The organism is Pseudomonas sp. 9.2(2024), assembly GCF_039695385.1.
In the GTDB taxonomy this organism is placed as follows: Bacteria; Pseudomonadota; Gammaproteobacteria; order Pseudomonadales; family Pseudomonadaceae; genus Aquipseudomonas; species Aquipseudomonas paraglycinae.
Genome location: NZ_CP155585.1, coordinates 1,324,342 through 1,347,355, shown reverse-complemented (window position 1 = coordinate 1,347,355; position 23,014 = coordinate 1,324,342). Strand labels below are relative to the sequence as shown.

The 23,014-nt window shown below is 62.1% G+C and carries 20 protein-coding genes; 7 read left to right on the top strand and 13 right to left on the bottom strand.

Annotation, left to right across the window (positions count from 1 at the left end; translation table 11 throughout):
- Positions 1-29: 29 nt before the first annotated feature.
- From ABFB52_RS05935 to ABFB52_RS05920, 4 genes are read right to left on the bottom strand one after another with little or no spacing between them, the layout of a single operon-like run.
- Positions 30-893: an HlyD family secretion protein gene (locus tag ABFB52_RS05935; protein ID WP_129972986.1), complete on the bottom strand. Its 864-nt coding sequence runs from the start codon at positions 891-893 to the stop codon at positions 30-32.
- A gap of 17 nt (positions 894-910) precedes the next feature.
- Entirely contained in the window at positions 911-1,111 is a 201-nt protein-coding gene (locus ABFB52_RS05930; protein ID WP_003221811.1) for a DUF1656 domain-containing protein, read from the bottom strand.
- A complete protein-coding gene (locus tag ABFB52_RS05925; RefSeq protein ID WP_102686902.1) occupies positions 1,101-3,293 on the bottom strand; it encodes an FUSC family protein in 2,193 nt (730 codons plus the stop codon). The genes ABFB52_RS05930 and ABFB52_RS05925 overlap by 11 nt, the downstream gene beginning before the upstream one ends.
- 10 nt (positions 3,294-3,303) lie before the next feature.
- Positions 3,304-4,815, bottom strand: a complete 1,512-nt coding sequence (locus tag ABFB52_RS05920; protein ID WP_085746980.1) for an efflux transporter outer membrane subunit — start codon at positions 4,813-4,815, stop codon at positions 3,304-3,306.
- 182 nt (positions 4,816-4,997) lie between these two features.
- Here ABFB52_RS05920 and ABFB52_RS05915 point away from each other — a divergent pair, with 182 nt between their 5' ends.
- Both ABFB52_RS05915 and ABFB52_RS05910 read left to right on the top strand, forming a co-directional pair.
- A complete protein-coding gene (locus ABFB52_RS05915) occupies positions 4,998-5,966 on the top strand; it encodes a LysR family transcriptional regulator (RefSeq protein WP_085608127.1) in 969 nt (322 codons plus the stop codon).
- A gap of 605 nt (positions 5,967-6,571) precedes the next feature.
- Positions 6,572-7,546, top strand: a complete 975-nt coding sequence (locus ABFB52_RS05910; RefSeq protein ID WP_129972985.1) for a D-glycerate dehydrogenase — start codon at positions 6,572-6,574, stop codon at positions 7,544-7,546.
- 53 nt (positions 7,547-7,599) lie between these two features.
- Here ABFB52_RS05910 and ABFB52_RS05905 read toward each other — a convergent pair whose 3' ends face one another.
- Entirely contained in the window at positions 7,600-8,502 is a 903-nt protein-coding gene (locus ABFB52_RS05905; RefSeq protein ID WP_129972984.1) for a DMT family transporter, read from the bottom strand.
- A gap of 139 nt (positions 8,503-8,641) precedes the next feature.
- On the opposite strand from ABFB52_RS05905, the gene ABFB52_RS05900 reads away from it, so the two are divergent.
- A complete protein-coding gene (locus ABFB52_RS05900) occupies positions 8,642-9,517 on the top strand; it encodes an AraC family transcriptional regulator (RefSeq protein WP_129972983.1) in 876 nt (291 codons plus the stop codon).
- Here ABFB52_RS05900 and ABFB52_RS05895 read toward each other — a convergent pair whose 3' ends face one another.
- From ABFB52_RS05895 to ABFB52_RS05870, 6 genes are all read right to left on the bottom strand, one after another.
- Positions 9,518-11,947 carry a TonB-dependent receptor gene (locus ABFB52_RS05895; protein ID WP_129972982.1) on the bottom strand — a complete coding sequence of 810 codons (2,430 nt, stop codon included), beginning with the start codon at positions 11,945-11,947 and terminating at the stop codon, positions 9,518-9,520.
- Positions 11,948-12,051: 104 nt separating this feature from the next.
- Positions 12,052-13,041: a FecR family protein gene (locus ABFB52_RS05890; protein ID WP_129972981.1), complete on the bottom strand. Its 990-nt coding sequence runs from the start codon at positions 13,039-13,041 to the stop codon at positions 12,052-12,054.
- A complete protein-coding gene (locus ABFB52_RS05885; protein ID WP_085746974.1) occupies positions 13,038-13,604 on the bottom strand; it encodes an RNA polymerase sigma factor in 567 nt (188 codons plus the stop codon). Before ABFB52_RS05885 ends, ABFB52_RS05890 begins: the two co-directional genes overlap by 4 nt.
- Position 13,605: 1 nt before the next feature.
- Positions 13,606-13,932, bottom strand: coding sequence for a DUF3325 domain-containing protein (locus ABFB52_RS05880; RefSeq protein ID WP_129972980.1), 327 nt, complete (start codon positions 13,930-13,932; stop codon positions 13,606-13,608).
- Positions 13,933-15,522, bottom strand: coding sequence for a PepSY-associated TM helix domain-containing protein (locus ABFB52_RS05875; protein WP_129972979.1), 1,590 nt, complete (start codon positions 15,520-15,522; stop codon positions 13,933-13,935).
- Positions 15,519-15,824: a DUF3649 domain-containing protein gene (locus ABFB52_RS05870; RefSeq protein WP_085746971.1), complete on the bottom strand. Its 306-nt coding sequence runs from the start codon at positions 15,822-15,824 to the stop codon at positions 15,519-15,521. Before ABFB52_RS05870 ends, ABFB52_RS05875 begins: the two co-directional genes overlap by 4 nt.
- A 176-nt stretch (positions 15,825-16,000) precedes the next feature.
- Between ABFB52_RS05870 and ABFB52_RS05865 the strand changes: the two genes are divergently transcribed.
- The 3 genes from ABFB52_RS05865 (at position 16,001) to fecA (ending at position 19,850) form a co-directional block, all read left to right on the top strand.
- Positions 16,001-16,489: a sigma-70 family RNA polymerase sigma factor gene (locus ABFB52_RS05865; RefSeq protein WP_007957265.1), complete on the top strand. Its 489-nt coding sequence runs from the start codon at positions 16,001-16,003 to the stop codon at positions 16,487-16,489.
- Positions 16,486-17,415: a DUF4880 domain-containing protein gene (locus ABFB52_RS05860; protein WP_085746970.1), complete on the top strand. Its 930-nt coding sequence runs from the start codon at positions 16,486-16,488 to the stop codon at positions 17,413-17,415. Before ABFB52_RS05865 ends, ABFB52_RS05860 begins: the two co-directional genes overlap by 4 nt.
- A gap of 101 nt (positions 17,416-17,516) precedes the next feature.
- Positions 17,517-19,850, top strand: coding sequence for a TonB-dependent Fe(3+) dicitrate receptor FecA (fecA, locus tag ABFB52_RS05855; RefSeq protein WP_129972978.1), 2,334 nt, complete (start codon positions 17,517-17,519; stop codon positions 19,848-19,850).
- A gap of 71 nt (positions 19,851-19,921) precedes the next feature.
- Here the strand turns inward: fecA and ABFB52_RS05850 are convergent, their stop codons facing one another.
- Together ABFB52_RS05850 and ABFB52_RS05845 are read right to left on the bottom strand one after the other, a co-directional pair.
- Entirely contained in the window at positions 19,922-20,329 is a 408-nt protein-coding gene (locus tag ABFB52_RS05850; protein WP_129972977.1) for an HPF/RaiA family ribosome-associated protein, read from the bottom strand.
- Between the two features lie 200 nt (positions 20,330-20,529).
- Positions 20,530-21,477 (bottom strand): LysR substrate-binding domain-containing protein, encoded by a 948-nt coding sequence (locus tag ABFB52_RS05845; protein ID WP_011332523.1) that lies wholly within the window; start codon positions 21,475-21,477, stop codon positions 20,530-20,532.
- 135 nt (positions 21,478-21,612) lie between these two features.
- On the opposite strand from ABFB52_RS05845, the gene ABFB52_RS05840 reads away from it, so the two are divergent.
- Positions 21,613-22,989 (top strand): L-serine ammonia-lyase, encoded by a 1,377-nt coding sequence (locus tag ABFB52_RS05840; RefSeq protein WP_129972976.1) that lies wholly within the window; start codon positions 21,613-21,615, stop codon positions 22,987-22,989.
- The last annotated feature ends 25 nt before the right edge of the window (positions 22,990-23,014 follow it).

Genomic DNA, 23,014 nt, shown 5'->3' with positions numbered 1-23,014 from the left:
GCGAGGGAGCCTGCTCCCTCGCCAAAGGATTACTCGACAGCGTCCTGCTTCACAACAACGGTGCAGGTAATCCCCGCCGCCAGCAGCACACCTTCCGGCACTTCATCGATGTGTATCCGCACCGGCACTCGCTGGGCCAGACGCACCCAGTTGAAGGTCGGGTTCACATCGGCGATCAGCTCGCGGCTTTCCGGGTTGTCGCGGTCGTAGATGCCGCGGGAAATACTTTCCACGTGGCCCTTCAGGACTTCGCCACTCATCAGCTGCATGTCAGCTTTGTCGCCGACCCGCACGTGGGGCAGTTTGGTTTCTTCGAAGAAGCCATAGACCCAGAAAGAGTTCATGTCGACCACGGCCATTTTCGCTTCGCCGATGCGGGCGTAGTCGCCGCGATGGACGTTGAGGTTTGTCACGTAGCCGTCCACCGCCGCACGTACCTCGGTGCGTTTGAGGTTGAGTTCGGCGGCTTCCAGTTGCGCCTGGGCCTGTTGGTAATCGGCCAGTGCGGAGTCGGCGATGTTGCTGGCGTCGTCGCGGTTTTCCTTGGAGATCACCAGGTTGTCGAGGTCGGCGCGGCGATGGGCGTTGACCTTGCGCATCTCCCAGGTGGCCTTGCGCGAAGCCACCAGCGACTGCGCCTGTTTCACCGCCAGGCGATAGTGCTCGGGGTCGATCTGCATCAGCAGATCACCTTTCTTCACCAACTGGTTGTCGCGTACCGGCACGTCGACCACTTCACCGGTGACGTCGGCCGCGACGTTGATGATGTCGGCGCGCACCCGGCCGTCGCGGGTCCACGGCGTGTTCATGTAGTGCTCCCACAACGTGCGGCCGATCCACAATGCCAGGGCCAGCACCAGCAGGGTCGCGAGCAGGCTGAAAAACTTTTTCATCGGGACAATTCTCAGACTCAACGGTAGACAGTCAGCGCCATCGCGCCGAACAGACAGGTAAACAGGCTCAGGCGCAGCAGCGCCGGGTGCCAGAAGAAGCGGTACAGATCGAACCCCGAAAGGAACCGGTCCAGCGCCCAGGCCAATGCCGCAGCGACGAAAAACATCAGGGTCATGGTCGGCATGTACACGCCGTGGAAGGCGATTTCACGAGGCATGGGCAAGTCCTTCGGGCTTGGCGATGGCGTAGGCAGCGAGTGGCGATTGCGGGTCGAGCAGCGAGGTGCGGATGAAGTGCAAATAACTCTTCACCCGCCGCAGGGCCGAGGTATCGAAGTGCGGTGCGAACGGCTCGTCAGTGGCGGCGACACGGCTGATCGCGTGATCGACGGCGACCAGTGCGCGTTCCAGATTGCTCGAATTCGGTTGCAGGAACAGTCGCACCAGCGAACGCCCCATGACCCGGATCGCCTGACGCCATGGCTGCGATTCGGCATACGCCGGGTGCACTGGCAGGATCGCCTGTTCCTTGCGCAGCTCGATGATCGCGTGGCCGACTTCCAGCACCACGAACATCCAGCGCAGCAGGTTTTTCTGCACCAGCGGCTGACCGGCCGCCAGGCCATAAGCCTGATGCATCAGGTCTCGGGTACGGCTTTCGAAGCTAGACGCCAGGCCCTTGAGTTTGCCGCTGATCGCGTACACCACTTGCCCGCGCAGGTCCTGCTCGAGACGCTGCCACAACCAGCGGCTGTTCGGCGGCAGAATGATCGCCCCCGCTGCCGCGCAGACCAGCATGCCCATGACCATGGCGATGTAGTCGTTGATGAAGGTGTAGGGGTTGTAGATCGTCAGGTTGTCCGGCACCGAACCGGTGCTGAAAAAGATCAACAGGCCAAGACCGACACCAGCGTATTGCGGCCGCGAAGCGAGGAACGAGCCGAGCACGATCACCGGTGCGAGCATCACGCACAACAGTGGGAAACCGTCGATCCACGGGAAGATGAAAAACATCTCGACGAAGCCGATCAGCGCCCCGAGGAACGTGCCGCACGCCATCTGGAACGCCATGCGTTTCGGGTTCGGCGTGGCGGCCGACAGGCCCACGGTGGCGGCGGCGATCAGAGTCATGGTCGCGCCGCTCGGCCACGCGGTGGCGACCCAGTAACTGCCGAGCACGACCAGAATGAACGCGGCACGAATCCCCGAAGCCGCCGCCGCCCACCAACTGGTTTGCGGGGTGAACGGCTCGTCCCAGCGCTCGCGTTCGTGGCTGTGATCGGCCAGCGAGGCGTGGGTCTGTGCATAACTGTGCAGGTCATCGACGAAGCGATAAAGCAGCTCGTATGCGGTGTGGAAATCCAGTTGTTCGGCGTCGCTTGGCTCGCTCTCCTGGAAGATCGCCCGCAGGCTGCGCACCCGCGCCGGCAAGCCTTCCTTGTAGGCCGCGAGCGCCAGCACCAGACGCGCCGCATCCGGACTGGTCAGGGCGCGGCCGCTGAAGCCGTCGAGCACTTCGGCCAAATCCTGCAGGCCCGGTTTGATCGCTGCTTCCACATGGTCGGCGCCGTTGCGGCGCAGGCGTTCGAGCAACTGGTGCAAGGCGTTGAACCGGGTGGTAATGCCCATGAACTCGCTGTTCAGGCGACTGAGCCGACCGTTGCGCCGACGCATGTGCGGGTCTTCGAACACGGTCACACTGCGCAGCCCTTCCAGCCCCACTGCTTCGGCGATGAAGCGCACGTTGCTGGCCTCGAACGACTCCGGCTTGCTGCGCCCGCGCAAGCCATCGGTGACGAACAGGGCGAACACACCGAAGCGCTGATACAAGGCGTTGCGCATCGCCGCGCTGGCGGTCTGCGGCAGGATCGCGGCGCTGACCAGGGTCGAGCAGAGAATCCCCAGCGAGATTTCCAGCACTCGCCACACCGCCGCCATGAACGCGCCGTCAGGATGGGCCAGCGCCGGCAGGCCGACCATCGCAGCGGTGTAACCGGCCAGCACAAAACCGTAGGCGCGGAAGTTGCGGCAGCGGGCGGCGCCGGCCGAGCAGATGCCGACCCAGATCGCCAGCGAACCGAGGAACAGTTCGGTGTTCTGGGCGAACAGCGAAATCAGCGTGACCATCATCGCCGACCCGGCCAGAGTGCCGAGGAAGCGATAGAAACTCTTGGCGAACACCTGACCGCTTTGCGGCTGCATGACGATGAACACGGTGATCATCGCCGTGCGCGGTTGCGGCAATTCCAGGCGCATCGCCAGCCACAGGGTCAGGAACGCGGCAATCAACACCTTGAAGATGTAGACCCAGGTCACGCCATCGCTGCGCGCCCAGTCGAAGAAACCCCGGCGCCATTCCAGGGAGTAGAGCCAGCGCAAAGGTGCGGGCAAGGGAGTCATTAAGTCTTGCTCAGTGGTCGAGGGCTTGAAGAAGGGCCGGGGTTTTCGGTGCAGCGGTCTGTTCGGCTGTCGGCACGTCTTTACCCGCACCAAGGCCACCGCCCAATGCCGTCACCAGTTCCGCATGGGCGCTCAAGCGCGCCGCCTGCACCTGCTGCTCGACCTGCTGCTGTTTGAACAGCAGGGTCTGGGCGTTAAGCACGTTGAGGTAATCGGTGAGGCCGCGCTGGTAAGCGATCATCGCGATGTCGTAAGTCTTCTGCGCGGTGGCCACCGATTCGGCGGCGAACGTCTGCTGCTTGTCCATCGACTCGCGGCGGATCAACTGGTCCGAGATGTTCTTCAGCGCATTGACCAGGGTCTGGTTGTAATGCGCGACGGCGATGTCATAACCCGCCGAGGCTTCGCCCAGTTCGGCACGCAGTCGCCCGCCGTCGAAGATCGGCAGCGAGATCGCCGGCCCGACGTTGTAGTTGAGCTTCTTGCCGGTCAGGAACTCCAGCGCCCCGCCGCCGGTGGCCATGTAGCCGAGACTGCCGACCAGATCGACGTTGGGGTAGAACCCGGCATGCGCGACCTCGATCCCGCGCGCCTGCGCCGCCACTTGCCAGCGACTGGCGACCACGTCGGGACGCTGGCCGAGCAGTTCAGCAGGCAATGCCGACGGCAGTTTCAACGCCGCGCCGAGGGACAGGGTCGGACGCTGCAACTGCGCACCGGCGCCCGGGCCTTTGCCGGCCAATGCCGCGATCTGGTTGCGGCTCAGGGCGATCTCTTCGTCCAGTGCATCCAGTTGCCGATGGGTTTCCGGCAGCGGGGTTTCGGCCTGGCTGACTTCAAAGTGCGTACCAATTCCGCCGTTCAGGCGTTTCTGCGCCAGCTCGAGAATCTGCTGTTGCTGCTTGAGCGTCGCCGCCACGATGTCGCGCTGGGCGTAATGCAGCGACAGCTCGATGTAGGCGCGCACGATGTTGTTCTGCAATTCGAGCTGCGCCTGACGCGCCTCGGCCGCGCTCATGTGCGCCAGATCGACGGCCCGCTCGGTGCTGTTGCTTTCACGCCCCCAGAGGTCGAGGGCATAACTGAAACCCAGCGCCGCGTTGTTGTCCCAGGTGGTGCTGTTGGCCAGCTCACCGGGACCGTAGAACTGGTCGGTCGGCCAGTTGTGGCGCTTGAGGGTCGACTCGCCATTGATCTGCAACGACTCGGCGGCTTCGGCGACACCGGCCAGTGACCGGGCCTGACGCACGCGCGCGGCGGCCATGGCCAGGGTCGGGCTGCCTTGCACGGCAAGGTCGATCCAGCGATTGAGTTGCGGGTCACCGTAGACTTGCCACCATTGGGCGGTGGGCCAGTTTGCGTCACGGGCGGCGTGGGCGATGGCCTCGTCGGTGGCCAGTTCATTGGCCTCCAGAGCCTTGCCCTGCGGGGCAATTCCTCCGGTTCCAATGCAGCCGCCGAGACCTAACGAAAGAGCCAGAACACTGAGCGGCAAAAGCGCTCTGTTGATGCGACGCGGCACTGCTGCGAATTCCTGAGGTGGGAGATGTTTCGAGGTGGGCGCAATTCTAGGGGGGTGCCATGACGGCGATAAGCTGGGAATCCTGTGAATCTTTGTTACCGTTAACGAGATAATCCCTTGGTCGGGGGTCTCAGCCCCTGAAACTTCGTGTCACAATTTGCCATCTCCCTTGAGAGCACCCCATGGACACTTTGCAAAACATGCGCGCCTTCAGTTGTGTAGCCGAAGCCGGCAGCTTCACCGCCGCCGCCGTGCAACTCGACACCACCACCGCCAACGTCTCGCGCGCGGTCTCCAACCTTGAGGCCCACCTGCAAACCCGCTTGCTCAACCGCACGACCCGCCGGATCGCCCTCACCGAAGCCGGCAAGCGCTACCTGCTGCGCTGCGAGCAGATCCTCGCCTACGTCGAAGAGGCCGAAGCCGAAGCCAGCGAAGCCCACGCCCGCCCGGCCGGGCAGTTGAAAGTGCACACCATGACCGGTATCGGCCAGCACTTCGTGATCGACGCCATTGCCCGCTACCGCAAGACCCACCCGGACGTGACCTTCGACCTGACCATGGCCAACCGCGTGCCGGACCTGCTCGACGAAGGCTACGACGTGTCCATCGTCCTCGCTCGCGAACTGCCAGACTCGGGCTTCGTCTCGCAACGCCTGGGCATCACCTACAGCATCGTCTGCGCCTCCCCGGCCTACGTAAAAGCCAACGGCTGCGCACAAAAACCCAGCGACCTGCTGAACCACGCCTGCCTGCGCCTGGTGAGCCCGGTGATCCCCCTGGAAAAATGGGCCTTCGACGGCCCTGACGGCCAGGAAATGGTCACCATCAACAGCTCACCTTTCCTGGTGAACTCCGCCGACGCGATGAAAAGCGCGATCACCAGTGGCATGGGTGTCGGTGTTTTGCCGGTGTACGCCGCGATTGAAGGCTTGCGCAATGGCTCGCTGGTGCGGGTCATGCCCAACTACCGCTCGCAGGAACTGAACCTGTACGCGATCTACCCGTCGCGGCAGTACCTGGATGCGAAGATCAAGACCTGGGTTGAATACCTGCGTGGATCGTTGCCGGAGATATTGGCGGGGCATCAGGCGGAGTTGGCGGCTTATGAGATGAGTGGGAGTCTGGCGGGGGTGCGGGTGGCGAATTGAGTTGGCCGGTCTGAAAAATGGGGGAATACGGAGGGCGCCAACCCCTCACCCTAGCCCTCTCCCAAGGGAGAGGGGACCGACCGAGTTGTTTGGGAGAAGTACGCCGATATGACACACCGAGGTGAATTCGGGTTTTAAAAAAGCACACATTCCGTCTCTGCTTTGGCTTCCCACCACTCAACACGATGAGCGTTAGCTCGAGTACCGCTTTTGACGTGCCGGCCCCATCGGAAGGCTGAGTGGAGGGATTTATCCGGGGGTGGGAGCGCAGCGACCGTTTGGCGAAGCCAAACACATCGAGAGGAGGTGCAGCGAAGCAAACCGTAGGCGATGCCCCCGGATGAATCCCGGAACGAAGGAACACCGAGCCACAGCGAGGTGCCGAACGCCGGGGCCAAGCCTTTTGCTTACTTTTTGCTGGGCCGGCATTCCGGCGTTTGAAAAAGTGAGCCGCTGTAAGAGCGGAACCGCCAGCCGCAACACCCGAAAAAACGGATATACACCCAAACCCCAAAAGCCTGATCGGCCCAGAGGCCGCCAAGACAACCCCAAACAGAAAATGTTAGCTTGCTTGGCAATAAAGCCCCGAAGCCGAGCCCATAGCGATGAAAAAAACAGTTTTGGCCTTCAGCCGCATCACCCCCCCCATGATCGAACGCCTGCAACAGGACTTCGACGTCATCGTCCCCAACCCGAAAAACGGCGACATCAACGCCCAGTTCAACGAAGCCCTGCCCCACGCCCACGGCCTGATCGGCGTCGGTCGCAAACTCGGCAAGGCCCAACTGGAAAACGCCGCCAAACTCGAGGTGGTCTCCAGCGTCTCCGTCGGCTACGACAACTACGACCTCGCCTACTTCAACGAACGCGGGATCATGCTCACCAACACCCCGGACGTCCTCACCGAAAGCACCGCTGACCTGGCCTTCGCCCTCATCATGAGCAGCGCCCGCCGCGTTGCCGAACTGGACGCCTGGACCAAGGCCGGCCAATGGCAGGCCAGCGTCGGCGCACCACTGTTCGGTTGCGACGTACACGGCAAGACCCTGGGCATTGTCGGCATGGGCAACATCGGCGCCGCCGTCGCCCGTCGCGGACGCTTCGGCTTCAACATGCCGATCCTCTACAGCGGCAACAGCCGCAAGACCGAACTGGAACAGGAACTCGGCGCGCAATTTCGCAGCCTTGACCAACTGCTGGCCGAAGCCGATTTCGTCTGCCTGGTGGTGCCGCTCAGCGACAAGACCCGCCACCTGATCAGCCATCGTGAACTGGCACTGATGAAGCCGGACGCGATTCTGGTGAACATCTCCCGTGGCCCGGTGGTCGACGAGCCGGCACTGATCGAAGCCCTGCAAAACAACCGCATTCGCGGCGCCGGCCTCGACGTCTACGAGAAAGAACCGCTGGCCGAATCGCCGCTGTTCCAGCTGAAAAATGCCGTGACCTTGCCGCACATCGGCTCGGCCACGAATGAAACCCGCGAAGCCATGGCCAACCGCGCACTGGCCAACCTGCGCAGCGCACTGCTCGGTGAACGACCGCAGGATCTGGTCAATCCGCAGGTCTGGAAAGGCTGACAAAAAAAGGGGCAGACGTCGCCAAACGTCTGCCCCTTTTACTGCCAGAACACTCAGGCCAGTTTGCCGTGACTCGGCATTACCGGCGCCTTGGGTTTGCGGAACACCAGCACATTGCCCAGCATCACCAGCACCAGTCCGGCCAGTGCCGGCGCCGTCCATTGGTAGCCTTCGGCAAACGCCGAAACATTCAAAGCCACCACCGGGAACAGTACCGTGCAATAGGCTGCGCGTTCAGGCCCCATGCGACCGACCAACGTCAGGTACGCCGTGAAACCGATCACCGAACCCGGTATCACCAGGTACAGCAGCGCGCCGATGTACCGCGACGTCCATTCCATCTCGAACGGAATGCCTTTAATCAGACACCACACCGACAGGATCGCCGCGCCGTAGGCCATGCCCCAGGCATTGGTCGTCAGCGGCTTGAGACCGGCCCTCTGTTGCAGGCTCGAGAGCATGTTGCCCGCCGAGAAACACAAGGTGCCGCAAAGTGCCAAACCAAGGCCGAGCAGGGTTTGCGGACTGGCGTGATGCCCGGCCAGCTCCGGCCAGAACAACAGCCCCAGACCAAACAACCCCAGCGCTCCGCCCATCAACACATTGCGCGCAATGCGCTGGCCGAAGAACACCCGCGCATTCAGCGCGTTCCACAAGGTCGCGGTGGAAAACACCACCGCCACCAGACCGCTGGGAATCCATTGGCTGGCGGTCAGGAAACACATGAAGTTGACGCAGAACAGGCACAAGCCCTGCGCGACACAGATCAAATGCCCGCGCCGGTTCATCGGTTGCAGGCGACGGCTGAGCAGCAACAGCGCAAACAACACCAGCGCCGCGAGACCGAAGCGATAGACGATCGACACCGGAATCGCCACCACGCCCAGTTGCCACTTCAGGGCAATCCAGGTGGTGCCCCAGATCAGCACGGTCAACAAATACAACGACAGGTTCATGGCAGACACTCCTCGATTGGGTTTCAGTGTCCGCCCGCGCCCTCGACACTCGCTTGCATAAACTTGCGCTTTTGTCGGCGCGCAGGCTGGCAGCGCGAAATCTACGGAGTAGGATGCAAAGCGTTGAAGAGAACCGACCATGGCCGCCATCGATACCCTGCAAGTCTTTCAAGCCCTCAACAATTCGCCCAATGCACGTCTTGTGCACAGCGCCGAGTTGGGTGATGGCTTGTCTGCAGCTTTGTGGACCAATCATCACGACGCCCAGGAATACGAAGCGCCGAGCCATCACACTCTCTCCTGCTACATCGCCGGCGGCACCGGCACCTTCCGCCGCGGCGAACCCGGCAACAAGGGCGGCCCGGACAAGTTGTGCATCCTGCCGGCCGACCACGAATCAGGTTGGGTCATCAATGGTGATATTCGTCTGGCCCACCTGTATTTCAGCGCCGAACAATTTGCCTTGGGTTGCGTGACGCTGCTGGATCGCGAGCCTCGGGAAATGCAGCTGCGCGAACAGACTTTTCTCGAAGATCCACAACAGGCCCGACGGTTTCGCCAGTTACTGACCCTGAACTGGGACGAACCCGGCGAGCGCTTGCTGACCAGCAGCCTGGCCCACGAACTGATCAGCCATACCTTGCTGAGTCAGGTCGGCGTACGTCAGGGCCTGCGCCTCAAGGGTGGACTGGCGCCGCATCAGCGCCGGCAACTGGTGGAGTTCATCGACAGCCAACTGGCCGAGCCGATCAGCCTCGGGCAACTGGCAGGCTTGTGTGCGTTGTCGGAATACCACTTTGCGCGGATGTTCCGAGTGAGCTTCGGCCTGCCGCCGCATCAGTATGTGCTGGCGCGGCGCTTGAGCCGCGCGCGGGAGTTGTTGCGCGGGACGACGTTGCCGTTGGGGGAGATTGCCCTGGCGTGCGGATTTGCCAGTGCCAGTCACTTCACCAACCGCTTTCGCCAGGTGCTGGGTGGAACGCCCGGCGAGTATCGCCAGGCGTTTTTGCGCTGATCAGAACTCCAGCGTGCTCGACAACGAAATCTGTCGCGAATCGCCCATCGACACGAAGAAGCGGCTGGCCGCCGAGGTGTAGTAAGTGCGGTCGAACAGGTTCTTCACGTTGAGCTGGAACTTGACCTTCTGCCCTTCAACCTTGGTGTCGTAAGTAGCGAACGCATCGGCCACGGTGTAGCTCGGCAGGTCGAAATCATTCACCGCGTTACCCGCTCGTTCACCGACATACCGCGCGCCGGCACCGACCCGAAGCTGATCGCCGCCGATCACGCTGCCGAAGTCATAGACCGCCGATAGCGAGCCGGTATTTTTCGCCACGTTTTGCAGCTTGTTGCCTTTGTAGTCCGGGTCTTCCGTGACCTCGGCGTCGGTGTAGGCGTAGCTGCCGATCATGCTCCAGCGGTCGCTGAGCTGGCCGGTCAGATCCACTTCCAGACCACGGGAACGCACTTCGCCGGCAGCGCTGTAAATCGTGGTCGGGCCTTCGGCGTTGGCCACCAGCACGTTGCGTTTCTTGATGTCGAACAGCGCGATGTTGCCGGTGACACACCCCGGAATTTCGAGGCGTGCGCCCAGCTCCCAGGACTTGGCTTCTTCCGGCGCAATGCTGCCGTCGAGCACGGTACTGCTGCCGCTCAGCGGAGCGATGGTCGAGTTGGGTTTGAACGATTCGGTGTAACTGCCGTAGAACGACAACGCGTCGGTGTAGCGATATACAAGACCTGCGCGCGGCACCCACTTCTGGCCGTTGCTGTCGGTATTGGCCTTGAACGGCACGCCTTTGCCGGCGTACTGGTCGTACTCCTGGAAACGCCCGCCGGCCACCAGAATCCACTGGTCATTGAGGTGGATCGAGTCCTGCAGGAACACCGAGTCGCTGCGCAGTTCGTCGGTCTGCGCACTGTCCGTCGGGCTGACGGTGGTGCCTTCGACTTCGCGGCCGTAGACCGGGTTGACGTAGCTGAAGGTGCTCAGGCTTTTCTGGCGGATCAGGTCGGCGCGGTAGATCTTGCGATACTCGTCGTCGACACCGAACACCAGATCATGCTGCATGCCCAGCACGTTGACCTTGCCTTCGAGACTGGCGGTGGTGAAACGGTCGGTGCTGATCGCGCCCTGGGTGCCGTCCATGCTGCGGGTCAGGGTGCCTTTTTTGGTGTCGATCGCCGTTACGCGGACTTGGCTGGCGTCGTAGGTTTCGCGGTTCCAGCTGTAGCCGAAATGGGCTTTCCAGTCGTCGTTGAGTTCGTGGTCGGCCTCGAAGTGATAGAGGTCCGATCGCCCTTCCATGTCGTTGAATTTCTCGTCGAGACGCTCGTTGCGCGAGATGTCCAGCGGATGGTTGGTGCGTGGATCGATCAGGGTTCCACGATCGAACGGGGTCAGGAATTCGCGGTGCTCATAAGCAAACAGCAACTTGGTGCGCTCGCCGTACCAGGCCAGCGACGGCGCGATCAGGGTTTCGCGATGAGTGCCGAAATTGCGCCAGTAATCTTCGTCTTCGTGGTCCAGCACCATGCGATACGCGAGGCCGGAATCCCCCAGCGCACCGGTGCTGTCGAAGGAGCCGCCGCTGCCATTCTTGCCGTCGCCGTAGGTCGAGCCGCGCAGGGTCAGCGCGTTGTACTGAGTCAGTTCAGGCTTCTTGCTGACCATGTTGACCACACCGCCCGGGTCCTGAATCCCGTACAGCAGCGACGCCGGTCCCTTGAGCACTTCGACGCGATCCACGGTCGCGTTCATGCCACGGCCCTGCACCACCGGCATGCCGTCGCGCATGATCGAGCCGTTGCGGTTGTCGCCGAAGCCGCGGGTCATCACCGAATCCTGGGTGCTGCCCAAGGTGTTGCCCTGGGTGATGCCGCTGACGTTGGCCAAGGCGTCATCAAGATTGCGCGGTGCCTGATCGCGAACGACCTGAGCCGGAATCACGTTGACGGTCTGCGGGATTTCCTGAAGCGAAGCGGAAGAGCGCATCACCGAACTGGTTTCCGGTGGCTGGTAGCTCATCGGCTGGTTGACCACCGAGGTGATGGTGGTCGCGCCCAGATTCAACGCACCTGCGGTCGGTTGCGGTTCGAGCGCCAGGGTATGGCTGTCGGTGCGGCGGAAGGTCAGGCCGGAGCCGTTGAGCAGACGTTGCAGCGCCTGTTCGGCACTCATCTGGCCGTTGATCGCTGGAGCGGTCAGGCCATACGGCGCCTCATCGGTGTAAACCACGCTCTGGCCGGTGACGCGGCTGAAATCGCTCAGGGCCTGAGGCAAGGGCTTGGCGGCCAGGGAAAAACTGAACTGCTTTTGTGGCTGACTGCTGACGGATTCAGCGGCCAGCGCCACGCTCACCGGCAACAGGGCCAATGCCGAAAAACTCAAGGCCGAAACGCCTAACCACTGTTTGACCGAACCCGATTTTGCCCTGGACTTCATTGCTCATGACCTGTGTAGAACCGCAGCGGATGCGAATGACTCGCAGTTTCAGTCACTACACGGATGGCATCCGGGTTTACCTCACTACAAAGTTGAAAATATTTTCAGCGCAGGATGATCAGCTTGCCCAACACCTGATGCTGCTCGAATCCCAACACCCCTTGCAGCGAGTTCAACACTGCCTGCGGGTCCTTGCCCGGAAAGCTGCCGCTGACCTTGCGCGCCGCCAGTTCGTCGTTGAGCAACACGATCCGTCCGGGGTAATAACGCCGCAGATCCTGCACCACATCGGCCAGTGTCGACTTGTAGTAAGTCAGCCAGCCCTGGCGCCACGCCAGTTGCGCTTCGCTGTCCACTGCATGCAGTTTTTCCGCAGTGCCTGCGCCGTACGCCACTTGCTGGCCGGCGGTGAGAATCTGCTGTTGATCATCACGGGACGCTGTCACGCCAACGCGTCCGGACAGCACAGTGACTTGTGCGCCATGGGGTTGCAGGCGCACTTCGAACTGAGTGCCGAGCACCCGCGCATGGCCCTTCTCGGCCTCGACCACAAAGGGATCGCCCGTGTGAGTCACGCTGAAAAATCCGGCGCCGCGGCGCAATTGCACATGCCGCTCGCGATGACTGAAATCCACGGCGATGGCGCTGTCGGCGTCCAGCGTCACCTGCGATTGATCGGCCAGCGTCACGGTGCGAATCTCGCCCGGTGCCGACACGTAATCGGCGCCCAGATCATCGACCCAGCGCTGCGGCTGCCAACCTGTGCCGAGGCTGATCATCAACAACAGGCAGGCCGCCATGGCCAACGCGCCGGCCCAACGCCGGATCTGTGGACGACGCGGCCGGTTCATCGCATTCAGATAGCCCTGCAAGGCGAACGCCTCTTCATCGGCCAGAGTGCGCGCCGGCCCTTCGCTCAATTCCCACACCACTTGCGCCTGGGCGTAGGCCTCGGCGTGGGCCGGGTCAGCGTGCAGCCATTGGCTGAAGGTCAGTTGATCACCGGTGCTCGGGCGGTCGTGCAGCAGGCTCAGCCAGGCGAACGCGGCCTGTTCCTGAGCGGGCGTCGGGATGACGCGGTCGGTGTGATTCACGGTGCTTTCCATGGCGTGCGTGGCGCGGGTTCGCGCAGGCTGGCCTTGCAGGCCTCGAGGGCGCGCATCATATGTTTTTCCACGGCGCTTTGGGACAGGCCCATGGCTTTGGCGATCTCGGCGTACTTGCGCCCGTGAATGCGATTGAGCAAAAAAATCTGCCGCGTGCGCTCGGGCAGCGCGCGCAACGCCGCTTCGACATGGCGCAAATCGTTGCCTGCTTCAAGTGCGGCTTGCGGTTCGCTGGCGCTGCTGTCCGGCTCCTCCGGTTGCCAGCCTTCGTTGACCCGCACCCGCGCGCCTTCGCTGCGCAAATGATCGATGGCGATATTACCGGCGCAGCGCAACAGATAAGTGCTGAGTTCTTCGACCTGAACCAGCGGTCGACGCCAGAAACGCAGGAACAGATCCTGCACCAGATCCGCCGCCGTCGCCCGGCAACCGACGCGCCGGCTCACCAGCGCTTCCATCTGCGAACGCTGGGACAGGAACACCTGAAGAAAATGCGCACGGGCGCCATGGGGTTCGCCGTCGCGATGCTCAGGAGGATGGCCGATCAACATGTCAGTTCAAGGCCCACGCAGCGACCGGGCTGGCGAGCAGGCTCAGTCCGGCCATGGTCAATGCCAAACGTGGTCGATAGGGCAACAACAGCACCAGAGTCAGCGCGCTGAGCATCAACACCGCGCACCAGTCGACCAGACCGAAGCTCCAGCCCTTCATGAAAACCGCCGCCCAGAGCGACAGCCCCAGCAACAGCCAGCCTGCGAGCTTCAGACCTTGCCGACGGCGGGCCGAAGGTTTGTGGCCCAGCAGCTCTTCGTGATGCCGGGGCATCGCCAGGCACAGCGCGGTGAAAGCGGAATAACAGAGCAACAGCGCCAATAGCATTCAGTTCGCACCTTGCTCGAGGGTGATCGGCCGGGCCTTTTCGCGGGCGGTTTTTTTCACGCTGACGGTGTGCCCGGCGCGCTGCATTTTTCGGGCAGCCCAGGCGAGGAAAAGGCCGCTGCCCAGACACGTCAGGTCAAAACCGGCCAAGACCCAATCGCCTTCGGGCACTGTCACGCCGAGGTGATACGGGGAGGTCAAACCGTTAAGAAGCGGCACTGCGACAAACAGTGCGGCTCCCAGAGACAGCTGTTCGACCCAGGCCCTGCGTCCCGGTCGAAACAGGGCGTGCACCACGCTCAAGCCCCAGGTGATGAAGAACGCGTTCACTTCCCAGTCGGCACGCCCGGCCAGATTCACCGGCAGCAGACGATTGGCCCAGAAGAACACCGCCACTGCTGCCATCAGTCCGGCCATGCTGGCAATGTTCAGTACTTGCACCAGCCGCAACTCGAACGGCATCACACCGCTTTTGGCGTGTTTGAGCTGACGCTTGCCGAGCCAGATCACCAGCCCGGTGCCGATCATCGCCGTGCCCGCCAGACCACAGATGAAATACAGCCAACGCAACACCGGCCCGGCAAAGTGCCCCATGTGCAAACCGTAGAAACTGCCGGCCACTGCCATCGCCATCGGCTGTTGAGATGGGGTGCCGATGATTTGCCCGCTGACGCCATTGAAAGTCACCGCGCTGCCGGCATCGTTCACCACCCGGTCGGAACCCGCACGGGACATCACCATCGAGGCGTTGGCATCGCCCGGATTGTTCACGCTGATACGCCCGACACGTCCACCCGACCATTGCTCGCTGGCCGACCGCAACAGTGGTGCCAGCGGTGCCAGTGTCGCCGGTTGACCGGCAGGCTCGGGAACGTTGGCGGCGGGAAACACCTCGTCGTAAAACGCCCGGACGTTGTTGCCGTACGAAGCCAGAATGCTCGCCGGCATCACCATCGACATGAAAATCACCAGGCTGCTGTAGGTGATCATCAGATGAAACGGCAGCACCAGCACACCCACCGCGTTGTGCCCGTCGAGCCACGAACGCTGGCCCTTGCGGGGGCGGAAGGTGAAGAAGTCCTTGAAGATTTTCTTGTGGGTAATGATCCCGGTGATCAGCGCGACGAACATCACCATGGCGGCAATCGTGGAGAGCCAGCGCCCCCATGGATAAGGCATTTGCAGCTGGAAATGGAAGCGGTAGAAGAACTCGCCGCCCATGCTTTCCCGGGCCTGCACTTCGGCGCCGGTTTGCGCGTCGAGAGTCTTGCTGATGAACTGGCCGCGCTCGCCGGGCCTGGCCGGGGCCGGTTGCCAACGCACACCCAGGCCAGGATCGCGGGCATCAGGCAGGTCGATCAACCAGCGTGAAGCACCGGCCGCGTGCTGTTGCAGGTAGGTTTGCGCCAGGGTCAGGCTGGCCTCGGCATTCAACGGGCGGGCGGGGATTTCCGGCTGCATCCAGTGACTGGTTTCATCCTTGAAATAGGCCAGGGTCCCGGTCAGGAAAATCGCGAACAACAGCCATCCGAAGACCAGCCCGGTCCACGTATGCAGCCAGGCCATTGCCTGACGGAAGCCCTCTTTCATGCCAGACCCAGACCGCGTGCAGCCCCGGAAACGGTAGCCAGAATCACGCTCGGCACCAGCAAACCGACCCACGCCGACCATGCGCTGCGACAGGCGAAACACCAGAGCACCGCCACCAGATAGACCAGAAACGAAACGGTCATGCCGGTGACCACCGCTTCGGCACGGTTCAGCGGCAACCACAGCGTCAGCGTGACACTGGCCAGCGCCGCGACCAGATAGCCGCCAAACACCGCCGCGAGCACTCGCGACGTGACGGCCAGACGATAGGACATGGGAAGAGCGGCGAGTTTGGCTTTCATGTTTCGACCCTGAAACGGTTAACGCCCGATCAACAGACCGAGACGACAGGCATGCGATATTAATGATAAATATTCTCATACGCAAAAGAGTCTGATTGCCGGGCATCACTGACAGCCCTACAATGCGAACCATTCTTGTTCTCTAACGCATCCCGCATGCGCCCGGAGTAATGCCGTTGTCGTCCGCCCATCCTGTCGAATCGCTGTATCAGGCCCACCACAGCTGGCTCACCGGCTGGCTGCGGCGCAAACTCGGCTGCCCGGACAGCGCCGCCGATCTGGCTCAGGACACCTTCATCCGGGTGCTGACCGCCCGCGAGCCGCCGGTGATCATCGAGCCGCGCGCATTCCTCACCACCTTGGCCAAACGCGTGCTGTTCAATCATTACCGCCGCCAGGATCTGGAGCGCGCCTACCTCGACACCCTCGCGCAGATGCCGGAAATGGTCGCGCCTTCGGAAGAAGAGAAAGCGATCATCCTGCAAACCCTGATGGAGCTGGATCAGTTGCTCGACGGTCTGCCGCGCGCGGTCAAACGTGCATTTCTGCTGGCGCAGGTCGATGGCCTGACCTATCCGCAGATCGCCGCCGAACTGGGCATTTCCGTGGCGACGGTCAAACGCCATCTGAATAAAGCGGCGATGCGCTGCTACTTCGCCCTGTGAATCCGCCGATGGATTTTTCCGCGCAAGTCGCCGAACAGGCGGTGCACTGGTTGCTGGAAATGCAGCAAGGCCAACTGAGCCCGCGCCAGCAACAAGCCTGGCAGCAATGGATCGACGCCCACAGCGAACACCGCCGTGCGTGGGAGCACATTCAGCGAGTCAATTCGCGGTTGCGCGGGTTGTCGTCGCCACTGGCCCACGCCGCGCTGAATGCGCCGAAGTCAGGCAGCCGTCGTCAGGCGCTGAAGTTGTTGCTGATTCTCGGCGCTGGCTCGGCGGTCACCTGGGGGATGCGCGAGCACAATCCGTTGCCATCGCTGCTGGCCGATTACCGCAGCCCGGTTGGTCAACGCCGCAAGATCTCGCTCGGCGCCGGCGGCCAATTGCAGCTCAACACCGCCAGCGCGGCGGATGTCCGGGGCGATGGCCTGATCCGCCTGCTCGAAGGCGAAGTGCTGCTGACCGCCACTCAATCCTTCGAAGTGCAAACCGCCCAAGGCCTGTTGAAAACCCAGGGTGCGCGGATCAACGTGCGGCAGTTTGCCGACCGTACACAGATCGCACTGTTTGAAGGTCGGGTCGAATTGAACGCGCAAGGTCGCGCGCCGATGCTGCTGCCGGTCGCCCGACAACTGAGTTTCAGCGCCACCTCCATCAGTGACGCCAAACCGCTGGACGCCAACAGCGGTGCCTGGGCCGACGGCATGCTGGTGGCCGCGCACATGCGCCTGGGCGATTTCCTCGATGAACTGGGTCGCTACCGCCGCGGGCAGCTCCATTGCGATGCGAAAGTTGCTGAATTGCTGATCTCAGGGACTTATCCACTGGACGACAGCGAGCGGATTCTCGATCTGCTGGAAATCAGCCTGCCGGTGAGAGTGAAGCGTTTTACTCGCTATTGGGTGACGGTCGAAGCCAGAGCCTGATCGCTCCGCGCCCCTGTAAAAAATAAATGAGCCGTTTTTCAGATCTGGCGTGACAGAGAAGGAAAGCCCCCCTTGATTCAACCTTCTCAGGACCGTCCTCCATGCACCCCACCCGCCTCACGCCGCTGGCCCGAACCCTGCGCAACCTTGTCCTCGGCGCCAGCCTGAGCTTCAGCGCCCTTCCCCATGCGCTGGCTGCCGACACCAAGGCTTACCACATCGCCCCGTCGTCGCTGGAGAATGCCCTCAACCAGTTCGGCCGCGAAGCCGGTGTGCTGATTTCGTTCGGCTCGCAGGTTACCAGTGGTGTGCAAAGCCGTGGCCTCGAAGGTAGCTACACAACCGAGCAAGGTCTGAATGCACTGCTTGAAGGCACCGGTCTGCAAGCCCGCGCCGAAGGCGGCAATGCCTTCAGCCTCCAGCCGGCGAACGACAGCGCCCTGGAGCTGGACACCTCGAAAGTGGTCGGCGACTGGCTGGGTGAAGCCGCGCAGGTCAACGTCTTCGAACATCCCGGCGCCCGTGACGTGATTCGCCGCGAAGAATTCGAACGCCAGGGCGCGACCCAGGCCCGTGATGTGCTCAACCGCATTCCCGGCGTCAACGCCCCGGAAAACAACGGCACCGGCAGCCACGACATGGCGCTGAACTTCGGCATTCGCGGCCTCAACCCGCGTCTGGCCGCACGCTCGACGGTGTTGATGGACGGCATTCCGGTGCCGTTCGCGCCTTACGGTCAGCCGCAGTTGTCGTTCGCGCCGATCAGCATGGGCAACATGGACGCCGTGGACGTGGTGCGCGGTGGCGGCGCCGTGCGTTACGGCCCGCAGAACGTCGGTGGCGTGGTCAACTTCGTGACCCGGGCGATTCCGGACGAGCCGACCGTGAAAGGCGGTTTCCAGACCGAAACCAGTCCTTCTTCCAGCCATGACGGCTTCAAGACCAGCGCCAACCTGCTGGCCGGCGGCACCAATGCCAACGGTCTGGGCGGCGCGTTGCTGTACTCCGGCACTCGCGGTGGTGACTGGCGCGAACACAGCGATACGGAAATCGACGACCTGATCCTCAAGGGCAAATACCAGCTCGACGAAGCCAACAGCTTCAACGCCATGGCCCAGTATTACGAGGGCAAGGCCGACATGCCCGGCGGCCTGAACGTCGCCGACTACGATGCCGACCCGTATCAGTCGACCCGGCCGAAGGACCAGTTCTGGGGCCGTCGCACGATGTTCAATTTCGGCTATCGCTATCAGGAAGATCGCCGCGAGTTCACCGCCAATACCTTCTTCACCAAAACCCTGCGCAGCGGCTATCTGGATCAGGGCACGTTCCTGTCGCTGTCGCCGCGCGAATACTGGGTTCGCGGTCTGGAAACCCGCTTCGCCCAGGGCTTTGACCTTGGCGCCACCAGCCATGAAGTCGGCGTCGGTTATCGCTACATCAACGAGGCCGGCCACGAACTGCGCTATCGCACGCCGATCGCCAGCAACGAATACCCGACCACCAACAGCCGCAATGACCGCGACACGCGCGGCGGCACCGAGGCCAATGCGTTTTTCGTCGATGACCGGATCGACATCGGCAAATGGACGATCACCCCGGGCGTGCGCTACGAGATGATCGAGTCGCAGCAGACCAACAACCTGACCAACGTCAAATACAAAGGTGACTACAACACCGCGCTGCCGGCGCTGAACGTGCTGTATCACCTGACCGACAGCTGGAACCTGTACGCCAACACCGAAGGCTCCTTCGGCAGCGTGCAATACAGCCAGATGCCCAACCGCGTCAGCAGCGGCGAAGTGAAACCGGAGAAGGCCCGCACCTGGGAAGTCGGCACCCGTTACGACAACGGTGCGCTGCGAGCGGAGATCGGCGCGTTCCTGATCAACTTCGACAACCAGTATGAAAGCAACCAGACCAACGACTCGGTGATCGCCCGTGGCGAAACCCGCCATCAGGGCATCGAGACCAGCGTCAATTACGCTCTCGACGACTTGAGCCCGGCGCTGGCCGGCTTCGACGTCTACGCCACTTACGCCTATGTCGACGCGACCATCCGCGAAGACGGGCCGAACAAGGGCAATCGTGTGCCGTTCTCGTCCAAGCACAAAGGCACAATCGGCGTCGGTTACACCGAAGGGCCGTGGAAACTGAATCTGGACAGCAGCTTCCAGAGCGACCAGTTCGCCGACAACGCCAACACCTCGAAAGAAAGCGCCGACGGCAGCACCGGCAAGATCCCGGGCTACATGCTGTTCAGCAGCCGCGCCGGTTATGACTTCGGCCCGCAGCTGTCGGACCTGAACGTGGCGGTGGGCGTGAAGAACATCTTCAACGCCCAGTACTTCACCCGTTCGTTCGATGACAACAACAAGGGCAAGTATGTCGGTGAGCCGCGCACGGTGTACGTGCAGACCTCCGTCGCTTTCTGACCCCCGCTGAAAACAGAAAGGGCCTGCAATTGCAGGCCCTTTCTCATTGGGTGGCTTGGAAAATCAGCGCATCAACTGTTGATCGCTGCCTGTTCGTTCTCGTCAAACTCCTCCGCCAACAGCTTGTCATTGGCTTTGCTTTTGAATGGCACCACAGCGGCTCGCGGTTTGCCGCGCAGTTTGCCAAACAGGTGCTCCAGCGCGTGCTCCAGTTTTTCGGCTGCACCATCGATCGCCTGCTCCAGCGAATCGGCTTTGTGGGTAACGGAAATCGGTTGATGGCCTTTTGGCCGCGCTTCCAGTTGGCAGCGCAAATCATGAGGACCTGGTTTGTCACCGTTCTCGTCGCTCAGATGGACTTCGACACGGGTCAGGTCTTCCTCATAACGGTCGAGCGTGCTCTCAATTGTGGTGCGTACCCACTCCTCCAGTCGTTTGCTGCTTTGAATATGATTGTCGCTGTTGACTTGGATTTGCATAGTTCATCCCTTATTTCAGCTAGCTCGCAAGAGGCCTGGAACAGGATTTCGTGACCTCTTGATTACAACAATCGGCCCGCCGGACGAACATTTCAACCCCTTAAAAAAGATAAATATTCATTCGCAAAAAAAGCCGGACAACCGAGTAAAGCGCTGGTAAGGTCGGGAGTTGGGTCGCCCCGCCCCTCCGAAAAATCTGCTCACAATTGGCCATCACCCAACGGGTGCAGGCTGCGGAAAATCCCCGCCTCTTCCACCAGCCAGTCATGCACCGCACGCACGCCCGGATGGCTCAACGCCCCCGGCGCGTAGAGCAATACATAGCGTTTGTGATTGGGCACCGAAATCCCGAATGGCACGATCAACGTCCCCCGCTCCAGCTCATCGTTGAGCAACGTGCGTCGGGCAATCGCCACGCCCATGCCGGCAATCGCCGCTTCGATGGTCAGGTGGTTGCGATTGAACGTGTGCCCGCGCCGCACATCGGCACCCTCGAAACCGATGGCATTCAGATAAAACTCCCACTCCGCGTATTCATAGCTGCCGCGCCAGGCGGTGATGTCATGCAACAGCGGGAAGTGCACCAGATCCGCCGGCCCGTGCAGCGGCGGCCGCCCGCGCAACAGACCCGGCGCGCACACCGGGAAAATCTGCTCATCGAGCAAGGCTGTGGATAACAACCCCGGATAGCTGCCGTCGTTCAGGTCGATGGCCAGGTCGAAATCTCCCTCATGCAACGGCACGCTGCTGTCCTCCGCCACCAGCCGCAACTGGATGTCCGGGTAACGCTGTTGCAGACGCGGCAGGCGCGGGGTCAGCCATTTGCTGAGGAACGACGGAATCGAACGCACCCGCAGAATCCCGCTGATCATCCCCGCATCCAGGCGACGCAATTCCGCATCGATGCTGCCGTAAGCCTCGTTGACCGTGATCGCCAGTCGCTGCCCTTCCGCGCTCAGCTCCACACCGCGCGCGCGGCGATGAAACAGGCGAAATCCCAGCCGCTCTTCCAGCTGTCGGATTTGCTGACTCACAGCCCCCGGCGTGATGTGCAGTTCCTCGGCACAACGGGTGAATGACAGGTGCCGCGCGGCACAGGAAAACACCTGCAGCCAGACGTAAGTCTGGGCGTGCAATTGACGACTCATGGTTTAGTCCTGCTAAAGGCTTACTTAGGAAGTTTCGTTAGTCACGTTGAAGCGAGGTAGGCAGTATCGCCGACATTGCGCTTGTCCTACAAAAAATGGCAGCGATTCCTACTCCATTGCTTGTAAGGGTTTAGCATGGCTATCAGTGTTTTCGATCTATTCAAAGTCGGCATCGGCCCGTCCAGTTCCCACACCGTCGGCCCGATGCGCGCTGCGGCGACCTTCGCCCAGACGCTGATCGACCAGCATTTGCTGAACGATGTGCAGCGGGTGGAAATCCGTTTGTACGGCTCGCTTTCGGCCACCGGCGTCGGCCATGCCACTGACCGTGCAACGGTCATGGGCCTGATGGGCGAATGGCCGGACAGCATCGATCCGTCGACCATCGAGCCACGCATCCAGCAACTGCGCGAGACCGGCCAACTGTCTCTGGCCGGTGAACGTTCGATTGCCTTCAACTGGCAGCACGATCTCCTGCTGCTGGACGAGAGCCTGCCCTACCACCCGAACGCCATGTCGCTGACAGCCTTCGGTGCATCCGGGCAACTGTTCGAGCAAACGTACTACTCGGTCGGCGGCGGTTTCATCATCGAAGCGGCCGAAGCGGAATCGGGTGTGGCGCCGGCCGGCGACGTCGAGTTGCCTTACGAATTCTCCAGCGCCGTCGAACTGCTGGCGCTGTGCAAGCAGCACAACCTGCGGGTTTCCGAACTGATGATGGCCAACGAACGGGCCTGGCGCAGCGACGCCGAGATCCGCAAGGGCCTGCTGCACATCTGGTCGGTGATGCGCGAGTGCGTCGAGCAAGGCCTGCGTCACGAAGGCGTCCTGCCAGGCGGTCTGAATGTTCCCCGTCGTGCGGCGAAATTGCACCGCAGCCTGCTGGAAATCGGCAAGCCGAACGTCATCAGTTCGACCCTGTCGGCGATGGAGTGGGTCAACCTGTTCGCCCTCGCCGTCAACGAAGAGAACGCCGCCGGCGGGCGCATGGTGACCGCGCCGACCAACGGTGCCGCCGGGATCATCCCGGCCGTTCTGCACTACTACATGAAATTCAATCCGGACGCGTCCGACGATGACGTGGTCGCCTTCTTTCTGGGTGCGGCAGCGGTCGGCATCCTGTGCAAGAAAAACGCCTCGATCTCCGGCGCCGAAGTCGGCTGCCAGGGCGAAGTCGGTTCGGCCTGCGCGATGGCCGCTGCGGGTCTCGCCGATGTGCTCGGCGCCACCCCGGAGCAACTGGAGAACGCCGCCGAAATCGGCCTGGAACACAACCTCGGCCTGACCTGCGACCCGGTCGGCGGGCTGGTGCAGGTGCCGTGCATCGAGCGCAACGCCATCGCTGCGGTGAAGGCGATCAACGCCACGCAAATGGCCCTGCGCGGCGACGGCAAACACTTCATTTCCCTCGACCGGGTGATCCGCACCATGCGCGATACCGGCGCCGACATGCATGACAAATACAAAGAGACTTCACGGGGCGGCCTGGCCGTGAGCTGGGTGGAGTGCTGAGGAGCGCTCCCTGACCGCCCGTAAC